General features: G+C 43.9%; 14 protein-coding genes. 2 read left to right on the top strand and 12 right to left on the bottom strand.

The window, feature by feature from the left end:
- Window positions 1-2: 2 nt before the first annotated feature.
- Window positions 3-1,352 (bottom strand): metalloprotease PmbA, encoded by a 1,350-nt coding sequence (gene pmbA / locus MHN30_RS19065; RefSeq protein ID WP_130165061.1) that lies wholly within the window; start codon window positions 1,350-1,352, stop codon window positions 3-5.
- 136 nt (window positions 1,353-1,488) lie between these two features.
- On the opposite strand from pmbA, the gene yjgA reads away from it, so the two are divergent.
- Window positions 1,489-2,007, top strand: a complete 519-nt coding sequence (gene yjgA, locus MHN30_RS19060; protein ID WP_010376654.1) for a ribosome biogenesis factor YjgA — start codon at window positions 1,489-1,491, stop codon at window positions 2,005-2,007.
- Between the two features lie 277 nt (window positions 2,008-2,284).
- Here yjgA and tldD read toward each other — a convergent pair whose 3' ends face one another.
- The 9 genes from tldD to MHN30_RS19015 form a co-directional block, all read right to left on the bottom strand.
- Entirely contained in the window at window positions 2,285-3,724 is a 1,440-nt protein-coding gene (gene tldD / locus MHN30_RS19055; RefSeq protein WP_039492936.1) for a metalloprotease TldD, read from the bottom strand.
- The gene (locus MHN30_RS19050) at window positions 3,721-4,536 is read right to left on the bottom strand and encodes a carbon-nitrogen hydrolase family protein (protein WP_193521902.1); all 816 of its coding nucleotides are present in this window, start codon (window positions 4,534-4,536) and stop codon (window positions 3,721-3,723) included. Before MHN30_RS19050 ends, tldD begins: the two co-directional genes overlap by 4 nt.
- Window positions 4,529-8,458 (bottom strand): YhdP family protein, encoded by a 3,930-nt coding sequence (locus tag MHN30_RS19045; protein ID WP_239360765.1) that lies wholly within the window; start codon window positions 8,456-8,458, stop codon window positions 4,529-4,531. The genes MHN30_RS19050 and MHN30_RS19045 overlap by 8 nt, the downstream gene beginning before the upstream one ends.
- A 13-nt stretch (window positions 8,459-8,471) precedes the next feature.
- On the bottom strand, window positions 8,472-9,944 hold the full coding sequence (gene rng, locus MHN30_RS19040; RefSeq protein WP_010376650.1) for a ribonuclease G: 1,473 nt from the start codon (window positions 9,942-9,944) through the stop codon (window positions 8,472-8,474).
- A gap of 3 nt (window positions 9,945-9,947) precedes the next feature.
- Window positions 9,948-10,514: a Maf family protein gene (locus tag MHN30_RS19035; protein WP_130165064.1), complete on the bottom strand. Its 567-nt coding sequence runs from the start codon at window positions 10,512-10,514 to the stop codon at window positions 9,948-9,950.
- Complete coding sequence (gene mreD, locus MHN30_RS19030) at window positions 10,514-10,996, bottom strand: rod shape-determining protein MreD (RefSeq protein WP_026001073.1); 483 nt, start codon at window positions 10,994-10,996, stop codon at window positions 10,514-10,516. Before mreD ends, MHN30_RS19035 begins: the two co-directional genes overlap by 1 nt.
- Complete coding sequence (gene mreC / locus MHN30_RS19025; RefSeq protein WP_010376644.1) at window positions 10,986-11,828, bottom strand: rod shape-determining protein MreC; 843 nt, start codon at window positions 11,826-11,828, stop codon at window positions 10,986-10,988. Before mreC ends, mreD begins: the two co-directional genes overlap by 11 nt.
- Complete coding sequence (locus MHN30_RS19020; protein ID WP_010376642.1) at window positions 11,828-12,871, bottom strand: rod shape-determining protein; 1,044 nt, start codon at window positions 12,869-12,871, stop codon at window positions 11,828-11,830. The genes mreC and MHN30_RS19020 overlap by 1 nt, the downstream gene beginning before the upstream one ends.
- 67 nt (window positions 12,872-12,938) lie before the next feature.
- Entirely contained in the window at window positions 12,939-14,951 is a 2,013-nt protein-coding gene (locus MHN30_RS19015; RefSeq protein WP_130165065.1) for a formylglycine-generating enzyme family protein, read from the bottom strand.
- Between the two features lie 299 nt (window positions 14,952-15,250).
- On the opposite strand from MHN30_RS19015, the gene MHN30_RS19010 reads away from it, so the two are divergent.
- A complete protein-coding gene (locus MHN30_RS19010) occupies window positions 15,251-16,156 on the top strand; it encodes a pyridoxal-phosphate dependent enzyme (RefSeq protein WP_130165066.1) in 906 nt (301 codons plus the stop codon).
- A 27-nt stretch (window positions 16,157-16,183) separates the two neighbouring features.
- Here MHN30_RS19010 and MHN30_RS19005 read toward each other — a convergent pair whose 3' ends face one another.
- Both MHN30_RS19005 and MHN30_RS19000 read right to left on the bottom strand, forming a co-directional pair.
- Window positions 16,184-17,770 (bottom strand): EAL domain-containing protein, encoded by a 1,587-nt coding sequence (locus tag MHN30_RS19005; protein ID WP_130165067.1) that lies wholly within the window; start codon window positions 17,768-17,770, stop codon window positions 16,184-16,186.
- Window positions 17,771-18,680: 910 nt separating this feature from the next.
- Complete coding sequence (locus MHN30_RS19000; protein ID WP_130165068.1) at window positions 18,681-19,124, bottom strand: energy transducer TonB; 444 nt, start codon at window positions 19,122-19,124, stop codon at window positions 18,681-18,683.
- Window positions 19,125-19,351: the final 227 nt, after the last annotated feature.

Here is a 19,351-nt window from a genome sequence, read left to right as displayed (position 1 = left end):
AGTTATTCGCCCGCTATTTGCATATTATTGAGTAGTATAGAGCCGGTTTGTACTGCGCCTCGGCATTCAATATCACCGCCAACGCCTTCAATCCCCATAAACATATCTTTTAAATTACCAGCGATAGTAATTTCACTTACAGGATATTGAAGCTCACCATTTTCAACCCAAAAGCCAGCTGCTCCCCTTGAGTAATCACCAGTTACCGTATTAACACCTTGTCCCATTAGTTCAGTGACTAACAAGCCAGTGCCCATCGACGCAAGTAGGCTGGTTAAATCGTCGTGTGTTGGTTTTACTAACCAGTTATGGATCCCACCTGCGTGACCTGTCGCTTGCATATTCATTCTGCGTGCGGCATAGCTTGCCAATAAGTAAGTATTAAGCACGCCATCTGTGATAATTTCACGGTCGATGGTTTTTACACCTTCGCTATCGAAAGGACTCGAAGCAAGCCCTCTTAGTAAATGTGGCTTCTCTTCAATATTTACGCAGCGATTAAAAATTTGTGTGTCTAAAGAATCCAACAAGAAGCTAGACTTACGATATAGCGCGCCGCCACCAATACCTGACACTAAGTGCCCAAATAAGCTGTTCGCGATATCCGCTCGAAAAATAACTGGTACTTTACGCGTCGATAATTTGCGACTGCCTAATTTTGCTAGCGTAGATTGCGCAGCTTCTAAACCAACTTCTTCAGGGGATTTAAGCTCTGTGTGTACGCGAGATAAGGCATATGCAGAGTCCCGCTGCATTTGCTCACCTTCTTTACCGATCACCATGGTGCTCAGGCTGTGTCTGGTACGTGGGAACCCTGCTACTAAGCCATGGCTATTGCCATATACACGGATCCCTTGGTGACTCGATAAGCTCGCGCCATCAGAATTGACGATTCGAGGGTCGAATTCTAACGCGGCTTTTTCCGCAGCAATACATTGCTCAATGGCTTCATCGGGAGAAACTTGCCAAGGGTGGAAAAGATCTAAATCTGTTGGTGACATCTCTAGCAAGGCTTTATCAGCCACACCATTACAGGGGTCATCCGAGGTAAATCGAGCAATATCTACGGCTTTTTCAACCACTGAGCGCAAGGCTTCAGGACTCAGATCCGCTGTTGATGCTGAGCCTTTATGATTACCCACATACACGCTGATACCAAGACCACCATCTTGATTAAACTCAATGGTTTCAACCTCTCCCATTCGTGTACTTACAGACAGACCAGAGGTACTAGACATCGCTGCTTCTGCCGAGGTTGCACCTAGTTTTTTAGCATGCGCTAACACATCGGCAACTGCATTTTTCACATCATCAATTTGATTATATATAGGGTGTTGTTGAGGTTGAGTCATAGATACCTTATCCGCTCGCTCGTCTAACTAAAACATATTAGTTAATATGCTATCACAGCTACTAACTATTGTAGTGATCAATTGTGGTATACTCTAATGTTAGAGACCTTAATATTTACTAGTATAGACAAGAACAATGGCTAAACACGAGCAAACGACCGAAGAAGAGATTATTTACGTTTCAAAAAGCGAGCTAAAGCGCGAGGCGCTAGAGTTGCATGAACTAGGCTGTGAAATTGCAGGGCTTGCCAAGAAGCAGCGTGAGAAGTTACCTCTAACGGACGAGCTTAAAGAGGCCATGACTGTTGCGGATAGGATCCGTGCTAAAACAGATGCTTACCGTCGTCATATGAACTACATTGCCAAGACATTGCGTAGTACTCCAAATGTCGAAGAGATTCAGGCTGCGATGGATTTGATGCTAAATAAGAACAATAAAGCAGACGTATTGCTGAACAAGATTGAGCTTATTCGCGATGAAGTGATTGCCAAAGGAGATAGCAAGATTAATGAGCTATTGGATAAGTATCCTGAACTTGAGCGTCAAAAAATGCGCCAGATGGCGCGCCAAGCAAGTAAAGAAGTAAAAGCCGAGAAGCCAGGCAAAGCCTACAAAGAGCTGTTTCAGTATTTAAAAGAAGCAATTATGCCGTAACGCTATATTGTGCTCTGATACAATACAAAAAGGCGCTGATGCGCCTTTTTGCTTATTAATCTGAGCTTCGGATAATTAATGCCTTTCTAGCAGCCAGTTTTTGCGCTAACTGCGTTGAATTCACTTCCAATAGCCAGCTATTGGTGCGTAAATTCGTCTAGTTATCCCTAGAACTCTCTGGCTAGATAAGGAAATAATTTAATGTATGTTTAAAAACAATTAGTTAGCTCATTCCTTATCCAAACCTCAGGTTTATTAATAATTATCGTAGGTAGTATTACGCCGTACCACCGACAGTAATTTCGTCAATCTTCAAACTCGGTTGACCGACTCCCACAGGGACGCTTTGACCATCTTTACCACATACTCCAACGCCTTTATCAAGCGCAAGGTCATTACCTACCATAGAGACCTTTTTCATCACCTCTGGGCCATTGCCAATAAGCGTTGCGCCTTTAATTGGCTGAGTTATCTTACCATTCTCTATTAGGTATGCTTCAGATGCTGAGAATACAAATTTGCCGGAGGTAATATCCACTTGACCACCGCCAAAGTTACTAGCAAAAATGCCTTTATCTACGCTACGAATGATCTCTTCTTGACTGTGCTCACCCGCAAGCATGTAGGTATTTGTCATTCTCGGCATCGGTAAATGGGCATAAGACTCACGACGCGCATTACCTGTAGGCGCCACGCCCATTAAGCTCGCGTTTTGCTTGTCTTGCATATAGCCTTTCAAAATACCATTTTCAATCAGTACGTTGTATGCCGCTGGCGTACCTTCATCGTCCACATTCAAAGAGCCGCGACGGTCGGCTATCGTGCCATCATCCACCACAGTACAAAGACTCGAAGCGACTTGTTCACCTATTTTGCCACTGAATGCAGAGGCACCTTTACGATTAAAATCACCTTCTAGGCCATGTCCAACAGCTTCGTGTAACAAAACGCCCGGCCAACCAGAACCGAGCACCACAGGCATCGCACCTGCTGGTGCATCAATGGCTTCAAGATTCACACGTGCTTGGCGCACTGCTTCTTTGGCAAACTGCATCCATCTCGGTGCACCGTCTACTAATTCTTTAAAGTAACCATAGTCTAAACGCGCACCACCACCGGCACTGCCACGCTCTCTGCGACCATTTTTCTCAAGCAGTACCGAGCAATTTAAACGTATTAACGGGCGAATGTCGGTTGCAAATGTGCCGTCGCTTGCGGCAATTAACACTTCTTCATATACCGCAGACAGCGAACTGACTACTTGCTGCGCCTCAGGCGCTAAATCGCGAATGCACTGTTCAATCTCTCTTAGTAAAGCCACTTTATCCGCATCACTCATGCTGGTAATTGGCTGTGCTGGTTGAAATTGAATGGGTGCTTTTACATCGCTAAATACTTGGACTTTACTGCTTTCGCCAGCTTGCGCGATGCTACGCGCAGCTTCTGCTGCTTTGGTTAACGCTTCAATATTGATGGCATCAGAATAACTAAAGCCAGTCTTCTCACCACTCACTGCACGCACACCAACACCACGTTCGATGTTGTAGCTGCCGTCTTTGACTATGCCGTCTTCCAGCACCCAAGTTTCGTGGTAGCTTGATTGAAAGTACAGATCGGCATAATTTACTTTGTGCTGATGAATATACTCGAGAGTCTGTGATAATTGCTCACGTGTCAGCTGGCTATTGGTCAGTAAATTCTGCTCTACATTACTCATAAAAACTCACTTTTAAATCGGTTATGATCCGCAACCGGCATTTTTTGCCGGATCGAATCAAGAAACGCGCTATCTAGCTGCTGTGAAATGGGTTCTAAACTCGCACCAGAGTCGATTAAGACTTCACCCCAAGGCGATACAATTAAACTGTGTCCATAGGTTTCTCGGCCATTTTCATGACAGCCTACTTGCGCGGCTGCAACTACATAGCATTGGTTTTCTATCGCCCTCGCCTGCAATAATGGCTGCCAGTGTGCCTTGCCCGTTGCACAGGTAAAAGCACTCGGGACTAAAAATAGCTCAGCTCCCTGCGCTCTCATCATTTGGAACAGACCTGGAAAGCGCAGATCATAACATACGCTTAATCCAATTCTGCCAAATGGACTATCCACTACCACGACATCCTGTCCAGACTCTGTTCGCTCAGACTCTCGATATTGTTTAGTTTTGTCACTCACATCGGCGTCAAACAGATGGATCTTATTATAGCGTGCTACGATTTCACCACTCGAATTAAATAAGTAACTCGCAGCCAAATATTTATCGTTCTGACTTGGTATCGCGATGGTACCTGCCGCCAACCAAATGTTATGTTGTTGACACAGCGCTGAAAGTTCTCCAAGCAGTGCTTCATTATGCTGCGCGTATTCCCAACTCTGTTGCGCATTGTCGCAAAACGCCAGCCAAGTTTCAGGCAAACAGACTAAGGTTGGCTCTTCAATCACTAACTTAGCCAGCTGGTTTTTAAGGTACTCTATATTTGCTTGGGGTGCTTTAGCCGAGCACATTGGCAATGCAATCACCTTAGTCATTACCACTTTCCTTATTTTGCGACACAAGAGGTTGCTCACTTTGCTTAAGTGTAGCACTTGGATGTGATTCTGAGCTCAATGCTGATGCTTCTTTACTTGTATTCTTATCAACTCCATCTGGCATAGCCTCTTCACTAGGAGGCACAACCGGTTTGGGTAACTCAATTTCTTTACTCTTACGATCAACCTCGGTAACCACTGGCTCTTGCATCGTTCCGGTGATTTTAAAATTAATCTCAGAGATCACTCGCGCGGAGTGGATAACCTTATCTAATGCTAGCGCAGCTAATCCCGTCACAGGGTTCACCGCCCATGCCATAATCACAGGTAAACTCGACGTGACTTGTGGTGCGACGGCCAAATCATAATTAATTTCGTGAGTATTGAGGTCAGCATAGCCACGTATCGTTAGATCTGCAGGCACGCCATCGAGCTTTGAATCTTCAGTGATCGCAATACCATTCGTTAGTTGTACCGAACCACTCATACTGTTATAGAAAAAGCCTTTAGAAAACACATCTCTAAAGTCCAAGCGTAGCTTTCTGATCAAAGAGTCCAAACTCAGTAGAGAAAAGACGCGTGCCCCTTTATCACTTATTTCTGCCAAATGACCTTCACCTAAGCGCCAAGTCAACTCGCCTCCTAGGCTAGGTAAATCCATTTCGTATGGCGCACCTTGCCAATTGAGGGAAAAATCAATGTTGGCGCGGGAATCTTTGATAGTCGAAGTAATATCAAACTCATCCGTTAGTTCACCAAAATCATCGCTGTTTAACGCGCCACTTAGCGTCGTTTTACCTTGCTCAAAGCGGCCACTGGCATTGAGTTTATGATCTTTTTTGTCAATCACTAACTCTGAGATATTGAGTCTATTACCATCTCCAAACAACGACATATTGACCTGATCTAACTGATATTCACCGACTTTACAGTCACTGCATACAAATTCGGTTGCAGGTAAGCTCAACAACCAATCTAATGAGTGAACGTCTTTTTCCACTGTCTCTTGCGCTTGCGGCTCTGTCTTAGGTAAATTTAGACGTAAATAATCACTATTAATGTGAATAGGCCGACTTGAGTTTGACGCTGGAATAGCCACTTGTGAGCGCATTTCTTTACTATTGATTTTAAGCTGCATCGCGCCGTCAATCGCGGCCATAGTAAAGTCAACATCATGGAAAGGGATCTCTGAGAACGTTACTTTTGAGAAAGAGCCATTTACCTGATTCAGTGCTGGTAGAAATGTAGGGTCGGAACCTGAACTTGGCGCTTTGATAATGCGGTTGATCAGTGGTAACCAAGGCAGCAGCTCGACTTCTTGTTGTTTGATTGTGATATCAAAACCGGATGTATTTAAGCCTTCATCTTTACTGCCAATTATCAGGTGTGCATTACGCATCGCACCGGATCCATTATCAATGATGCCATTAAAATACAATTGATTATCTAGGCTTGCCGTAACAAGATTCGAAATATCATCCCCTAATACAGTGCCACTTAGCAGTTTAGCTTGATCAGCGGGTTTAGCGAATTGATCGGGTAAGTGACTTGCAATCCCCCGTAAATCACTCGCAAATTTGGCTTTATAGTTAAATCCAGCATCGGAAAAATTAAGGATAAGCTCAGTGCTCAGCACGCTATTGCCTTCAAAGTAGCCGTCAATAATTCCATTTGCGTGCGGTTGCAGTTGCTCAATCCCTGCTTCAAGACTGACCTTGGTCGTTACTTGATAATTTTGCTTATCTCCGCTCCCTGATAAGTCTAACGAAAGGGGCATGTCCAGCCACTTAGCAGACAAATTATTCACTTTGATAGTGTCATCATCGAAGCTAACCACACCTTTCACTTGCTGTAATTGCATCCCAGGCTTTGCCAAAAAAACAGGATTGTTGTCTAGGTAGATGTCACCTTTAGCATGTACGGCACCTGAGTGCAGGTCGACGGCCAATTGCACATCCCCTTTTGCATCACCTTTACCTTGAACAATATCTAATATATTCGCGAGCGGATCTGCGAGCGGTGTTGCCGCAAAGAAAGGCTGTAACGTGCTCGCTTCTGTGGTGTGATTAATATCAACAGTCAGCACATCAGCGTGATTTAAATCCGCAATACTCACAATGACACCCTCATCAATACTTTGATTAACAAGTTCCCCACGGTGTGCGTAGATATCCATTCTTTCGTTTTCGAAGTGTAGTGTGACATCACCTGAAGTAACGCTAGGCCAATCCGGCGCAAAACCAAAAGTAACCTCATTCAAACGTGATTTAACTTCAAACTGACCTTGCTTATCAGCGAATGGAAATTGTGAAAGCGCCCCACTCAGTAAGACTTGAGTCTGCAAGTGCTGACCACCTTGGATCCCTGCTTCTAAATAATCGACTAAGCTTTTACGCATAATACTGACAGGAAAGTACTGTGAAGCGATTTCACCACGCCCACCGAGTAGCTCCGCATATAAATCAAGCCGAGGGTCATCTGATAACTGCAAGGAAAATTCTGTGGCTAACGCTACGTCTTGATTACTAAGCCAAAAGTTGGGACTGGAAACTTGCCAGCCTTGCGTTTGTTGATTGCGAATATAGACATCACCACTGAGCTGCTGGAGCTTAATATTATCTTTGAAGGTCTCTTTTGATAGCAATTCAGTTTGTTCAGCACTTAAATTGAGCCTAACTTGCTCATCAGTCGCACTCACCTCTAATCGGGTACCATAAATTCCAGGGATCCCATGAAATGGCTCAAAAGCTATCTCTTCAATGACCCCCCATGCCGAAAAAGCATTATTAGTACCTAGACTGAATTTCGCTGCGCTCAGTTGACCATTGGGATTCATACCATACAACAAATCTCGTCCAGGGAATTTAGCAAGTTGTGCTAACTCAGCTAAAAAGTTGGCGTTAATATCCTTTAGCCAAAAGGTCTTGTTATCTTTATGCCATTTCGCTTCAAATAAAATAGGAGCAAGCGCTTCTTGATTGCGACTAAACTGGATACCACTACTTTGCACCCACCAACCTTGCTGATCTGGCTTTAACAGAAATTGCGCATCGTCTAATGCCAACGTGCGCTGATTTTCATCTTCTTGCCAAGTCAACGTACTGGGTTTGATATCCACGGTGATATCTTGCAATATACCTTGTTCAAAGCCTAACCATAGCTGAGCATTGATGTCTGCTTTTAGGTCTGGATGCGCTAAGGTGATAAGCTCTTCTAGCCAATCAACCGGATTAACCTTATCCGCAGATACATAGATATTCCCCGCCAATTCACGTAGCTTTCGCCCTGATAAAGAAAGACGAGCGTTAAACTGACCTTGAGAAAACCCGGGTAATGCGATTTCTCCCGCCCCCTCATGTAATGCGCTAGAATTTTGCCACACTAAATCTTTCAATAGCAAACTGTGAGTCTTACCACTAGAAAAGGTGATATTTAGACGACTGTTTTGCACCGCAAAATGCCCAACATCACCTAAGAAAAGGCTTTCAATTAATGCTTGTTGCTCAAAAGCACCTTGATCTTGAGCCGCGTTTAACTTACTCAGATCTATATCGGCTTCAAACCCTTCCAGTACAAAATAGTTAGATGCGATCTGCATTTGTCGTACCGACTCAAATACATTGAGCTGCAACGAGGTTTTGGCGATATTAATGGAAATTGGCGAGTCTTTATTATCTTTAAAAGAGAGCGATTCCAACACTAGGGCAGGCCCATTGCCCTCCCAACTCGCACTGATCTGGCCAATACTAATATCAACATTCAGTTGCTTTTGGATCAGTGCTTCGATGTTACTTCTATAATCATTTGCATAGGGTAAGGCATACTTTAGCGCAGACACCAGCACCGCGAGTGTCACTAAAGTGATCGCAAAAACTTGCCACGCTTTACGCAGACAGAAAAAACAGACGGCCTTAGCCTGCATGAACAGCTACCCTTTACATCATTACTACGTCAAACTGCTCTTGGCTATATAAGCTCTCAGTTTGAATGCTAACCTGCTTACCAATAAATAATTCAAGCTCAGCTAAATTATGATACTCATCGTTGATCAAGGCTTCGCTCACCGCTGGCGAGGCGTAAACCATAAACTTGTCGGCATCATAAGCACGATTCACACGCACGATCTCCCGTAGGATCTCATAGCAAACGGTTTCGACCGTTTTTAGTGAACCACGACCGGAACAAGATGGACACACATCACAAAGAATATGTTCTAGGCTCTCGCGCGTGCGCTTGCGGGTCATTTCTACAAGCCCAAGTGCAGAGAGTCCATTGATATTGGCTTTCGCTCGGTCTTTAGACAACGCAGTTTCTAAAGAGTGCAATACTCGGCGTTTATGCTCGTCAGATACCATGTCAATAAAGTCGATAATAATGATACCACCAAGGTTTCGTAACCTTAGTTGCCTCGCAATTGCAGACGTCGCCTCAACATTGGTATTAAAAATCGTCTCTTCGAGATTACGATGGCCAACAAACGCGCCGGTATTAACATCAACCGTTGTCATTGCTTCCGTTTGGTCAATGATAAGGTAGCCACCAGACTTTAACTCAACCTTTCGATGTAGTGCTTTTTGGATCTCAGTTTCAACATCAAACAAGTCAAAAATGGGACGTTCACCGGGGTAATACTCAAGTGCACTAGCGAGTTGGGGAACAAACTCTTCAGTGAAAAGCTTTAGCTCTTGGTAGGTTAACTTTGAGTCAACACGGATACGCTCCATGTCCTCACCAACATAATCACGCAAGGTGCGAAATGCTAAGGTAAGATCCTCGTGCAAAATTTTTGCTTTACTCGTTTTACGGCGGCGGGTCACAATTTTTTGCCAAAGCTTTTTCAAAAACTCCGCATCATGCTGTAATTCGGCTTCGGAAGCACCTTCGGCAGCGGTACGAACGATAAAACCACCGTTTTCGTCATTATATTGTGCAACGATCTCTTTTAACCGGTCACGCTCTTGTTCAGTTTCAATACGCTGACTCACACCCACATGCGTCGCGTCTGGCATAAACACCAAATAGCGTGAGGGAATAGTGATGTCCGTTGTCAGTCTGGCGCCTTTTGTGCCAAGCGGATCTTTGACTACTTGTACCATAATGAACTGGCCTTGTTTAACCAGCTCACGAATATCCTGCACTTTCTTAACTGGGGACTCTGCCACCCCCTCTTCGATGGAAGCGCTGTTCACGATATCTGACGCATGTAGAAACGCCGCTTTTTCCAAGCCGATATCCACAAAAGCAGCCTGCATACCAGGAAGAACTCGGCTTACTTTGCCAAGATAAATATTACCGACGATGCCGAGGTTACCGATCCGTTCAACTTGAACTTCTTGCAGCACCCCATTTTCGATTAAGGCTACGCGACTTTCACTTGGGGTGACATTGATTAGTAGTTCGCTACTCATATTTTATTTTAAAAACCGTTGAATTAATTCGTCTGTCTCATATAAAGGTAAGCCGACAACTGCAAAATAGCTACCTTGGATCTCAGTTACAAAGCGTCCACCTACCCCTTGGATCCCGTAACCACCCGCTTTATCTTGCGGCTCGTTGGTGTCCCAGTAGGCATCAATTTCAGTTTCACTGAGCGTTTTAAAAGTCACATTGGTCACAATCACATCGCTCAGTACTTTGCTTGTATCTGCAAGTGCAATCGCCGTCATCACCTGATGCGTATGACCAGAAAGACGCTGCATCATCGCTTTGAAATCCGTTTTATCACGAGGCTTACCAAGCGCTTCTCCGTCAATGACAACCACAGTGTCACTGCCAAGAACCGGCCTGTCGGTATACCCTAGCGCCACACCTGATTGCGCTTTTAAACACGCTAAACGTTCCACAAGCTGTAGTGCGGTTTCACCGTCTAGCGGACTTTCATCAGCATCAACACTAAATTGCTCGAACGAATAGCCAAGCTGAGAAAGCAGCGCTTTGCGACGCGGAGAAGCCGAAGCTAAATATAAAGAAATAGACATTATCTGATCCTAAACTGTCTACGATATTTTCTCAGCAGTGGGAATATCCACAGCCAGCACACCATACCCGTAACTGCAGGCCAGAGATAATGCGGGTTAAAGTAGATATCAAGCAAGAAATGATTAAGCCAAAATTGTAACAAATGATAGAGCGCGAGAAATAGCCCGATCAGCACTGCTTGCTGCCAGATGGAGAAATTACGAATTTTCTGAAAGTTGCTGGCGGTAATATAAATACAAATGGAATAGGTCAACGAGTTCACCCCGAGTGGCGCGCCCATCGCTAAATCTATAATCAGGCCAGTCATCCAAGCCCAACCAATATTCACACGGTGAGGAACGGCCAAAGACCAGTACATCAGCACCAATAATACCCAGTCAGGACGAAATGGTTCTAGTGAAAAAGGCAATGGCATAAGTGCCATGATTAACGCAACAAAGACACTCAATGCAATCAATAAGTTGCTATGTTTACTCATGATTAATTGCCTCTTGGCTACGTTTACCTAACACCACGAGTAAGCGAATGCGATCTAGTTGTGCAATCGGCTCTGCCTGTACTTGTGCAAATGGTAGGCCTTCGTCTCTGTCAATCTCAGTAACTACAGCCACTGGATAGCCTTCAGGGAAAGTACCACCAAGCCCGGAAGTGACCAACACATCACCAATGCGAATATCCATGCTATGCGGTACATGAGCAAGGCGAACATTATTGATTTTACCCGTCCCCTCTACCACAGTGCGAACGTCATTACGCAATATTCTGACCGGTGTCGCATGGGTGGTATCTGTCATAAGCAGCACTCTTGAGGTCGTTGTACCGACTTGAGTGAGCTGCCCAACAATGCCCATTTCGTCAATAACAGCCTGCCCTTCGCTGATCCCATCAATAGTACCGCGATTAATCACCACCTGGTGACTATAAGGGTTGGAATGAACAGACAACACTTGAGATATTAAACGTTGATTGGTTTCCCTAGCCGAAGCACCTAATAAGGCGCGCAATTCTTGATTTTCTTTTTGCAAAAACTGAAGTTGCTGTAATTGCTCACTCTGTATTAATTGTTTTTCTCTGAGTGCTTGGTTTTCTTGTTGCAGCTTTTCTCTGGTATTGAGACTTTTCAGGCCCAAGTTGAACGCTTCATAGGGAATGTTAGCGACGTACAGTAGCGGACTAACCAAAGTGTTTAAGCTGGTTCGCACCATAGTCCCACCAACCGTATAACGGTCACCAATGATCAGAATAATACTAAGCACAACTGCGACAGTAAGTCGCAGTTGTAAAGGTACGGTTCGGCCAAATAATAAATTCATCAGTCGTAACTAAATACGTCACCACCGTGCATGTCTATCATCTCTAACGCTTTACCACCACCTCTTGCCACACAAGTTAATGGATCATCGGCAACCACCACTGGAATACCAGTTTCTTCCATCAACAAACGATCTAAGTCTTTGAGTAATGCGCCACCACCTGTTAATACCATGCCGTGGGCAGAAATATCAGAGGCAAGCTCTGGTGGCGACTGCTCTAGCGCAACCATTACTGCACTTACAATCCCCATCAAAGGTTCTTGTAACGCTTCTAGGATTTCATGCGAATTGAGTGTGAAAGAGCGTGGTACCCCTTCAGCTAAGTTACGGCCGCGAACCTCAATCTCAATCGGCGTTTCGCTCTTAAAAGCAGAGCCAATTTCATGTTTGATATGCTCAGCCGTCGCTTCACCAATTAGGCTTCCGAAATTGCGACGTACATAGTTAATAATCGCTTCATCAAACTTATCACCACCGATACGTACTGAAGACGAATAAACAACACCATTTAGTGAGATAATCGCCACTTCGGTCGTACCACCACCGATATCAACAACCATTGAACCCGTTGCTTCAGATACTGGTAGACCAGCACCAATTGCAGCAGCCATTGGCTCTTCAATTAAGTACACTTCACGCGCACCGGCACCCATTGCGGATTCACGGATAGCACGCTTTTCAACTTGCGTTGCGCCACAAGGTACGCAAATAAGTACACGAGGGCTCGGACGCATAAAGTTATTATTGTGCACCTGTTTAATAAAGTGCTGTAACATTTTTTCTGTTACATAGAAGTCTGCAATCACCCCATCTTTCATCGGGCGAATAGCTTTGATGTTACCCGGCGTTCGACCTAGCATTTGCTTAGCCGCAGTACCCACTGATGCAACGCTTTTTGGGCCACCTGCTCGCTCCTGACGAATCGCCACCACCGATGGCTCATTCAGTACGATGCCTTCTTCTTTTACATAAATAAGTGTGTTTGCCGTCCCTAAATCGATAGAGAGATCGTTAGAAAATAATCCGCGTAATTTTTTAAACATGAGGCTGGGTGACCTTTCAGAATTCTGTCAAACAAAGCAGCATCACCTGCTGCTCTTAATTTACTACTTATCGCTCTCGAACAAGTCGAAAACCTATATAATTCGCTCTAAAATCTGGCGCTAACGCTAAGCGAGTTGACACTCGAGCCAAACTCGGCGCGAAGTTCCATGCACCGCCACGCACTGTAACATCGCTCTGTGAAGCACGCTTTTGCGTCCATTCCCAGACGTTTCCTACAGTATCATATAAGCCATAGCTATTCGGTGAAAATTGGGCAACTGGTGAAGGACTTTTATTAGACCACTCACTGCCACACCAACCACAATTAGCTAGGTTTCTTCCGATTTCATTACCCCATGGGTACTCAGATGCAGTGCCTGCACGCGCCGCATATTCCCATTCAACTTCATTAGGTAATCTAAATTGTTGTCCTTTTTCGCCAGATAACCAGTTGGCATACGCTTTGGCATCGTCATAGGCAACACACACAACGGGAAAATTATCTGATTGCTCGTAACCTGGGTTTTCCCAATTATATTCAAGCTCCCAAACCGGTTCGCCATTTTTATAGTATGCGCAGCCTTTACCTTGTTCAGCTAAGGTTTTATATCCAGTGCTCTGTGCAAAACGGCGAAAAGCCGCCACTGTAACCTCTGTGCTCTGCATGGCATATGAATGACTCAACACTTTTTCAACAATGGGACGCTCATTTGGTAAACCATTACCCGTCAGGTCGCCCATTTTAAAAGTGCCCGCGGGGATAATAGCTAGCTCATTTTCGCTGGTTGCTACTGCGACCACTTGTACTTGTTGCGCTTCAGGCTCAGGCTTTTTCGTTACAACAGACGTTACCGATTGGCGTTTCTTCACCAATTTCGCATTAATGGTTTGTGCAGCTCGTAGGTTAATGCGTGCTTTATAAGGTTCATAACCTAATTTACGGATCTCAACATCATAAAATCCGGCAGGAATTGCTACTGTCGTTTTTGTCGCGCCGTAGCTGACTCCATTAATAAATACTTCGTCGTCGTAAACATTTGATCTTAAAGTTAACTCGACTGTTTTATCAGCCGTTTGTGACTTTTTTACAAGAGGGGTCTCCACGACTGGCTGCTTTGTAATAGTCGCAACTTCAACCGGATCACTTTGCTCGTCCGAAAAAGTCAGTTGATTATCACTGTAGACTGTCGAGTAGTTCGACTGATAATTTACGGCAAGCGGAGTGCCATACTCAGCACAATAACGATTGTCTAAGCTCAGCAGGTTACATAAGCGGCTGCTATTTACATCACCACGCATCGTTACGCTGAGATTAACGTTGTAGTTGCCTTGTCCACTAAATCCACTATTTACAACATGGCTGCTCACCACTTGAACCTGCGCGCCAGCCATATTGCGTTTTGGCTCGACAACACGGCTCTCGGTTAGGTTTGCAAAAATCTGATCAATAAAGCGCTTAGTTGCTTTTTGAAGCCCCATTTGCTGACCACGCTGTTCACAAGCCGCCAAGGTTTCTGTGCGCTTACAGTTAATCGTGTGGTCTACCTCTAGCGTACCTTCACGAGTAAACTCATTACGTAGTCGCTCTACTCGCGCTGTGCCAAGCTGATCTTTTAAGTTTTCAAGCGTATTTACTAAGGTGTGCTTAGTTACACGGACTTGCTCAATATCTTTACGCTGTGATGCAATCGCCGCAATCTGCATCGCAATGTCTTCTTTATTCTGCTTGTGATCTGCCACTGCTTGCTGATAACGCGTTTGCGCAGAGGAAATATCAATGGAAGGATCATCAATTAGCCGACGATACAACTCATTCATTGCATCTAAGGCCTGATTTTTTTCTTTGTCTAACTCACCTGAACGTTTTCTCAATAACTCAAGTTGAGACTGCAGACGCGTTTCCTCAGCTAGGTGTTTTTCTAAAACGACCGAGTATCTGTCTAATTCGCTTTGCTTATTAGACAATTCAGACTCGATGGCAGTGACCGTCGCAGTATCTTGCGCCATAGCGCTTTGAGCAACAGTACCCATGGCCAGGATCGAGGCCGAGACAATAAAAGTTAAAGGAGCAATTCGCATATGTTCCATTCCCAACAGCGGCAATTGTTTGGTCTTGTTATTTCTTATAGTTAGGGCTCTATGCTATGTACTTACAAAGTAAAACACAAGCTTTGCACAATTAATATCTGAGTTTACAACTATTAACCAGCGTCTTGCCAGTTTTTAGCTGAGATTTTGTCTATTTTTCTCTAACATCGCGATGTGTTACTAATTCGAGTCCAAAATAGCAGATAGGTAATCAAGGATGTATCACAACCTCTGGAGTGAAACGCTCGGGTTATTTATTATAGTGTGCAAAATATCAGACTGATTTCATCATGCAAACCATCACCAATATCGCCGAGTCACCAATCCAAACTATTCACCACCCGACATTGGATAAATACGGTTTAACGTTGCAGGTTAAACGTGATGATTTGCTCCATCCTGTGATCCAAGGAAACAAATGGCGTAAGCTAAAATACAACATACTCCACCTAAAGCAAGCTGGCCTTGAAGAGTTAGTCACTTTTGGCGGGGCGTTTTCCAATCACTTATATGCTACTAGCATGGCGTGCAAACTTTTCGCAATCAAAGGTCACTTAATTGTTAGAGGCCCAGAGATTGACCGGCACAACCCAACACTAAAAATGGCAAGCGCTTGCGGGCTAACACTTCATCCCGTGAGTCGAGTCGAATATCGGCAAAGAAATCAACCTGAATACATTCAAACTCTGCAAGCCAAGTTTGATAATGCTTATCTCATACCAGAAGGCGGCACTAATGCACTTGCACTGCAAGGCGTTGAAGAGTTAGCGCATTCCTTACCTCAAAGTGATTATGTCATGACGGTTGTAGGTAGTGGCGGCACAGTGGCAGGACTAATCTCGGGATTACCTAACCACACGCAGGTTTTAGGTGTTACGGTACTAAAAGGTGCTGAATACCTAGCACAGGAAATACATGAATTAATCACAGCTCAGCGCTGCGCGCCATGGCAGCTACTCCATGATTTTCACCACGGAGGTTACGCCAAGGCTACACCTGAATTGCAGAGATTTTGTCATGAAATGAAGGTAAAATATCGTTTGCCTCTTGAGCCTATTTACACTGGTAAACTGTTTTACGCCATTTTCACTTTGGCTCAACAAGGATACTTCAAAAGAGGCAGTGTGATCACCGCAATCCATACCGGCGGCTTACAAGGATTAGATGGTTTGAGATATCTGGCAAATAAAAAGTAGACCTGATCAGCTCATGCGGTTAGCGTTTTAGTGAATATCAGCGAGCTGTTGTAACGGTGCGGAGAAATAATGACCTTGGGCCCCTTTCACTCCAAGCCCCTTGATGCAACTCAGTTCAGCAATGGTTTCAATCCCCACTGCATATACTGGGATACCCAAGCTTCTTGCTTGAGCGACTATTTGCTTTACTGTGCGTTTACGATACGCAGACTTTTCAATGCCGTGTACCAGCTCATAGCTAAGCTTGACAGCTTTTACCAACTCGGCAAGCGGTGAGCGTCCTAGCGTCAGAGCCTGCGTAACGTTATCCAAATAAATATCGCATCCAAGTCGGTTCAACCTATCAAAAGCTGCTAGCAAACGCTCTCCATGTTGATAGACCTCTTCTATGCTAAGTTCAAAGCCTATTGCCGCACCACTATGAGACGCAATGAGCTGCCCCTCTAGCCAATCAATAAACTGGCTATCCACCCAACTCGAGATATGTAAGTTAATACTTACCTTACCAAAACTCCTTTCCTGCTCATAAACAGACAACACCTGCTTCACTATCGCTCTATCCAGAAACTGAAATTGCTCTGGGGTATAAAGGTGTTGCATCACCTGCTTGGCCGAAATTCGCCCCATTTCTTTGTGAGTCACTCTTAGTAGCGCTTCGCTTACAATTACGTCTTCGGCTAAAAAGTCGAACAACGGCTGGAAGAATAAGGAAAACTGTCCGGCTTTCAGATAACTCAGCAAAGCCTCACCATCTTCGTTAAGGCGTTTTGCCAATAACTCTGTGAGATGAACTAGATGAGTATGTTGCCACACTTGATTTTGCGCGATCGAAAGCGCTGATTTTGCGCTCTGATAAACCTGTGTCTGTTGTTTATTTTCCTGATAAAAACAAGCGCCAAGTTTCACTTTGCTGCGAGATAAATCCCCCCGAAACTCTAGCAATACTCGAAAAACGATTTCGTGCATTTGCTTTGCCAAATCCATACCTTTAGTCGCCCCTATCTGCTTTACTGTCACGGCTAATGCCCCAGAAGCTAGATATTTAACTGCCACCGTCCCAAACTCTCCAACGCCTTTAACCAGCGCAAGCTGAAAATGTAACTGCAGATCAACTTCTTTAGGCGTACTGCACTGCCAATGGATTAACGCAAATAATGCATACTGCCCTTCAGGAGCGGGGGCTGGTAAAGCCACAGGCTTTTGCGCATGTGAGGTAGACTCAGCCTTACCGTATAAAAACCACCACCGGTGTACGAATAACACCAGCCCAATTGACAACAAATTGAAAAATATCAATATATATCCATGACTTATCCATATAGATTCATGGTACAAGGTAACAGTTTGGTCATTGGCAACAAATTGGTGCTCTTCTGCATTCGCAACAGGTAACAATGAAAAACCATACTTCGTAGCTATTTCACTTACTCCCGCAGCAAAAGCTTCAGCTGATAGCTGCGAAATTTCAGCCGCGGCTTCTTCGCCTTGCGTGTGAACCTGAAGGTGCAGTAAATGATTAAGAAGGAAATTTAGACACAACAACACCGCCAAACTTACCGCGACTAGCTTTTTTTGATACTGACGACTAAATCCATCTAACAGCTGAATTGGCATAATGTTTTTATTGGGTGGAAAGATAACTGAAGTGTTGTTCAAAATAGTGCAAAACTCAAGCTGGGTAAGGCTTTTATTGACATAGAAAAGTTAAGCGCCTGAGCATAAACTAGAAATGATTAAGATTTTTCGATCCATAGACTTGCCGATTAGCTTTTATACCAATGAGGCAAACCAAATGGAGTACTAAAAGCAACAACCTCAGCATATGGCAAAAAGATTGATTATTAAACCCTTATTCAGAGCGACCATCTAAAAATAATTAAATAAATTCAGGAGTCGTACAGTACGAAAACCCTTTATCAATAGTGACTTTAGCGAGATTCTTTTAGGCAATAGCGTACACCTTATGAAATCGAATTCCCAATGAAAACAACCTATATTTGTTCTGTGTAAGAAAATTGATCGCATTCTGACCGGCAAACCTAAACAACTGACACTGAAATAGGAGTTTCTATTCCCCAATCAACCAATTGAGCGGTGTGTTTTAAATTTGAATACTTTTTATAACCATCCCCCCAGTCCGTGAATCACTTTATCACTGAGTAGAACTTTTCTGACAGCGTGAAAATTCGTTTTTCGATTTATCTTGCTCAAAAGGCGCATATTTAACACACTCTAAAGTGCCTAATATATCGCTTTGAAACTCAACTGAGCAGTTAAGCTCCTACCTTACCTATGCCTTCAAATGCTTTTTCAGTGCTAACAAGAACTGCAAGGCCAGCATAGTTATCTGCCATCACACATTTCAGTGTCAGCACCTTAAAGCGCCCAGGGCAGAGCTTATCTTTGGTTAATGGTAGTTAACAAGGTATGCTCTCACTCTGGTTACGCTATCTTCTATCTTTACTTATATTCTTACTCTACCGCCATCTACAACTCGTTTCATCGTTGCTCAGCTAAAACAGTATCACTCCCCTCTAACTTGGATTTTTTCAACGTTACTAAATTGTGATGTTGCTGGTTTATCTGTAAGTGCAAATTCGATAGCCACATAATTATTACGGACTTTCTGTAAAGGTTTTGTGTAGACCCATTTCTGAACACCCAAAATTGCAGTAGCATCAAAAAGCCCGTCCTGATCAGATGCAGCTACCTGAATATCAGACACGTTCCCATCTTTTTCAATGCTGAAGTTTATTAAAACTGTGCCCTCTATACCATTTTTTACAGCATATTTTGGGTAACTAGGTAAAGCCCTTTTAATTACTGATACCTCTGCTGTACCAGTGGATTTAGAATTGTCCGCGAAGCTTTGAAAAGCCGTTAAATTGAATATTAGTAAAATCCCAGCAGAGATAATATGACCAGATCTGGCGATTCCATTCATAGTATAATTTAACCATGCCTTCATATTTATTCCTTAACAATAAAAAGTAATTTAAAAACAGCTACCATTTAAATTTAATTCTCATTCTGTGTTTGGCAGCAAAATACGATTACACATGTAATTAAAACAAAGATTACACGCGTAATCAAGATTGTCAAATGTTCAGTTGACAATAATTAAGCCCGGTATGTGCACTAAGACTATTGACTATGAAATTATTAGTGACCGTTCCGAGCAGGAAAGTGACGCAG

The sequence above is a fragment of the Pseudoalteromonas sp. OF7H-1 genome (assembly GCF_022347825.1).
Taxonomy (GTDB): Bacteria; Pseudomonadota; Gammaproteobacteria; order Enterobacterales; family Alteromonadaceae; genus Pseudoalteromonas; species Pseudoalteromonas maricaloris.
Note: the sequence above shows the minus strand (reverse complement) of the source record. Positions and strands in the feature narration are given on the sequence as shown.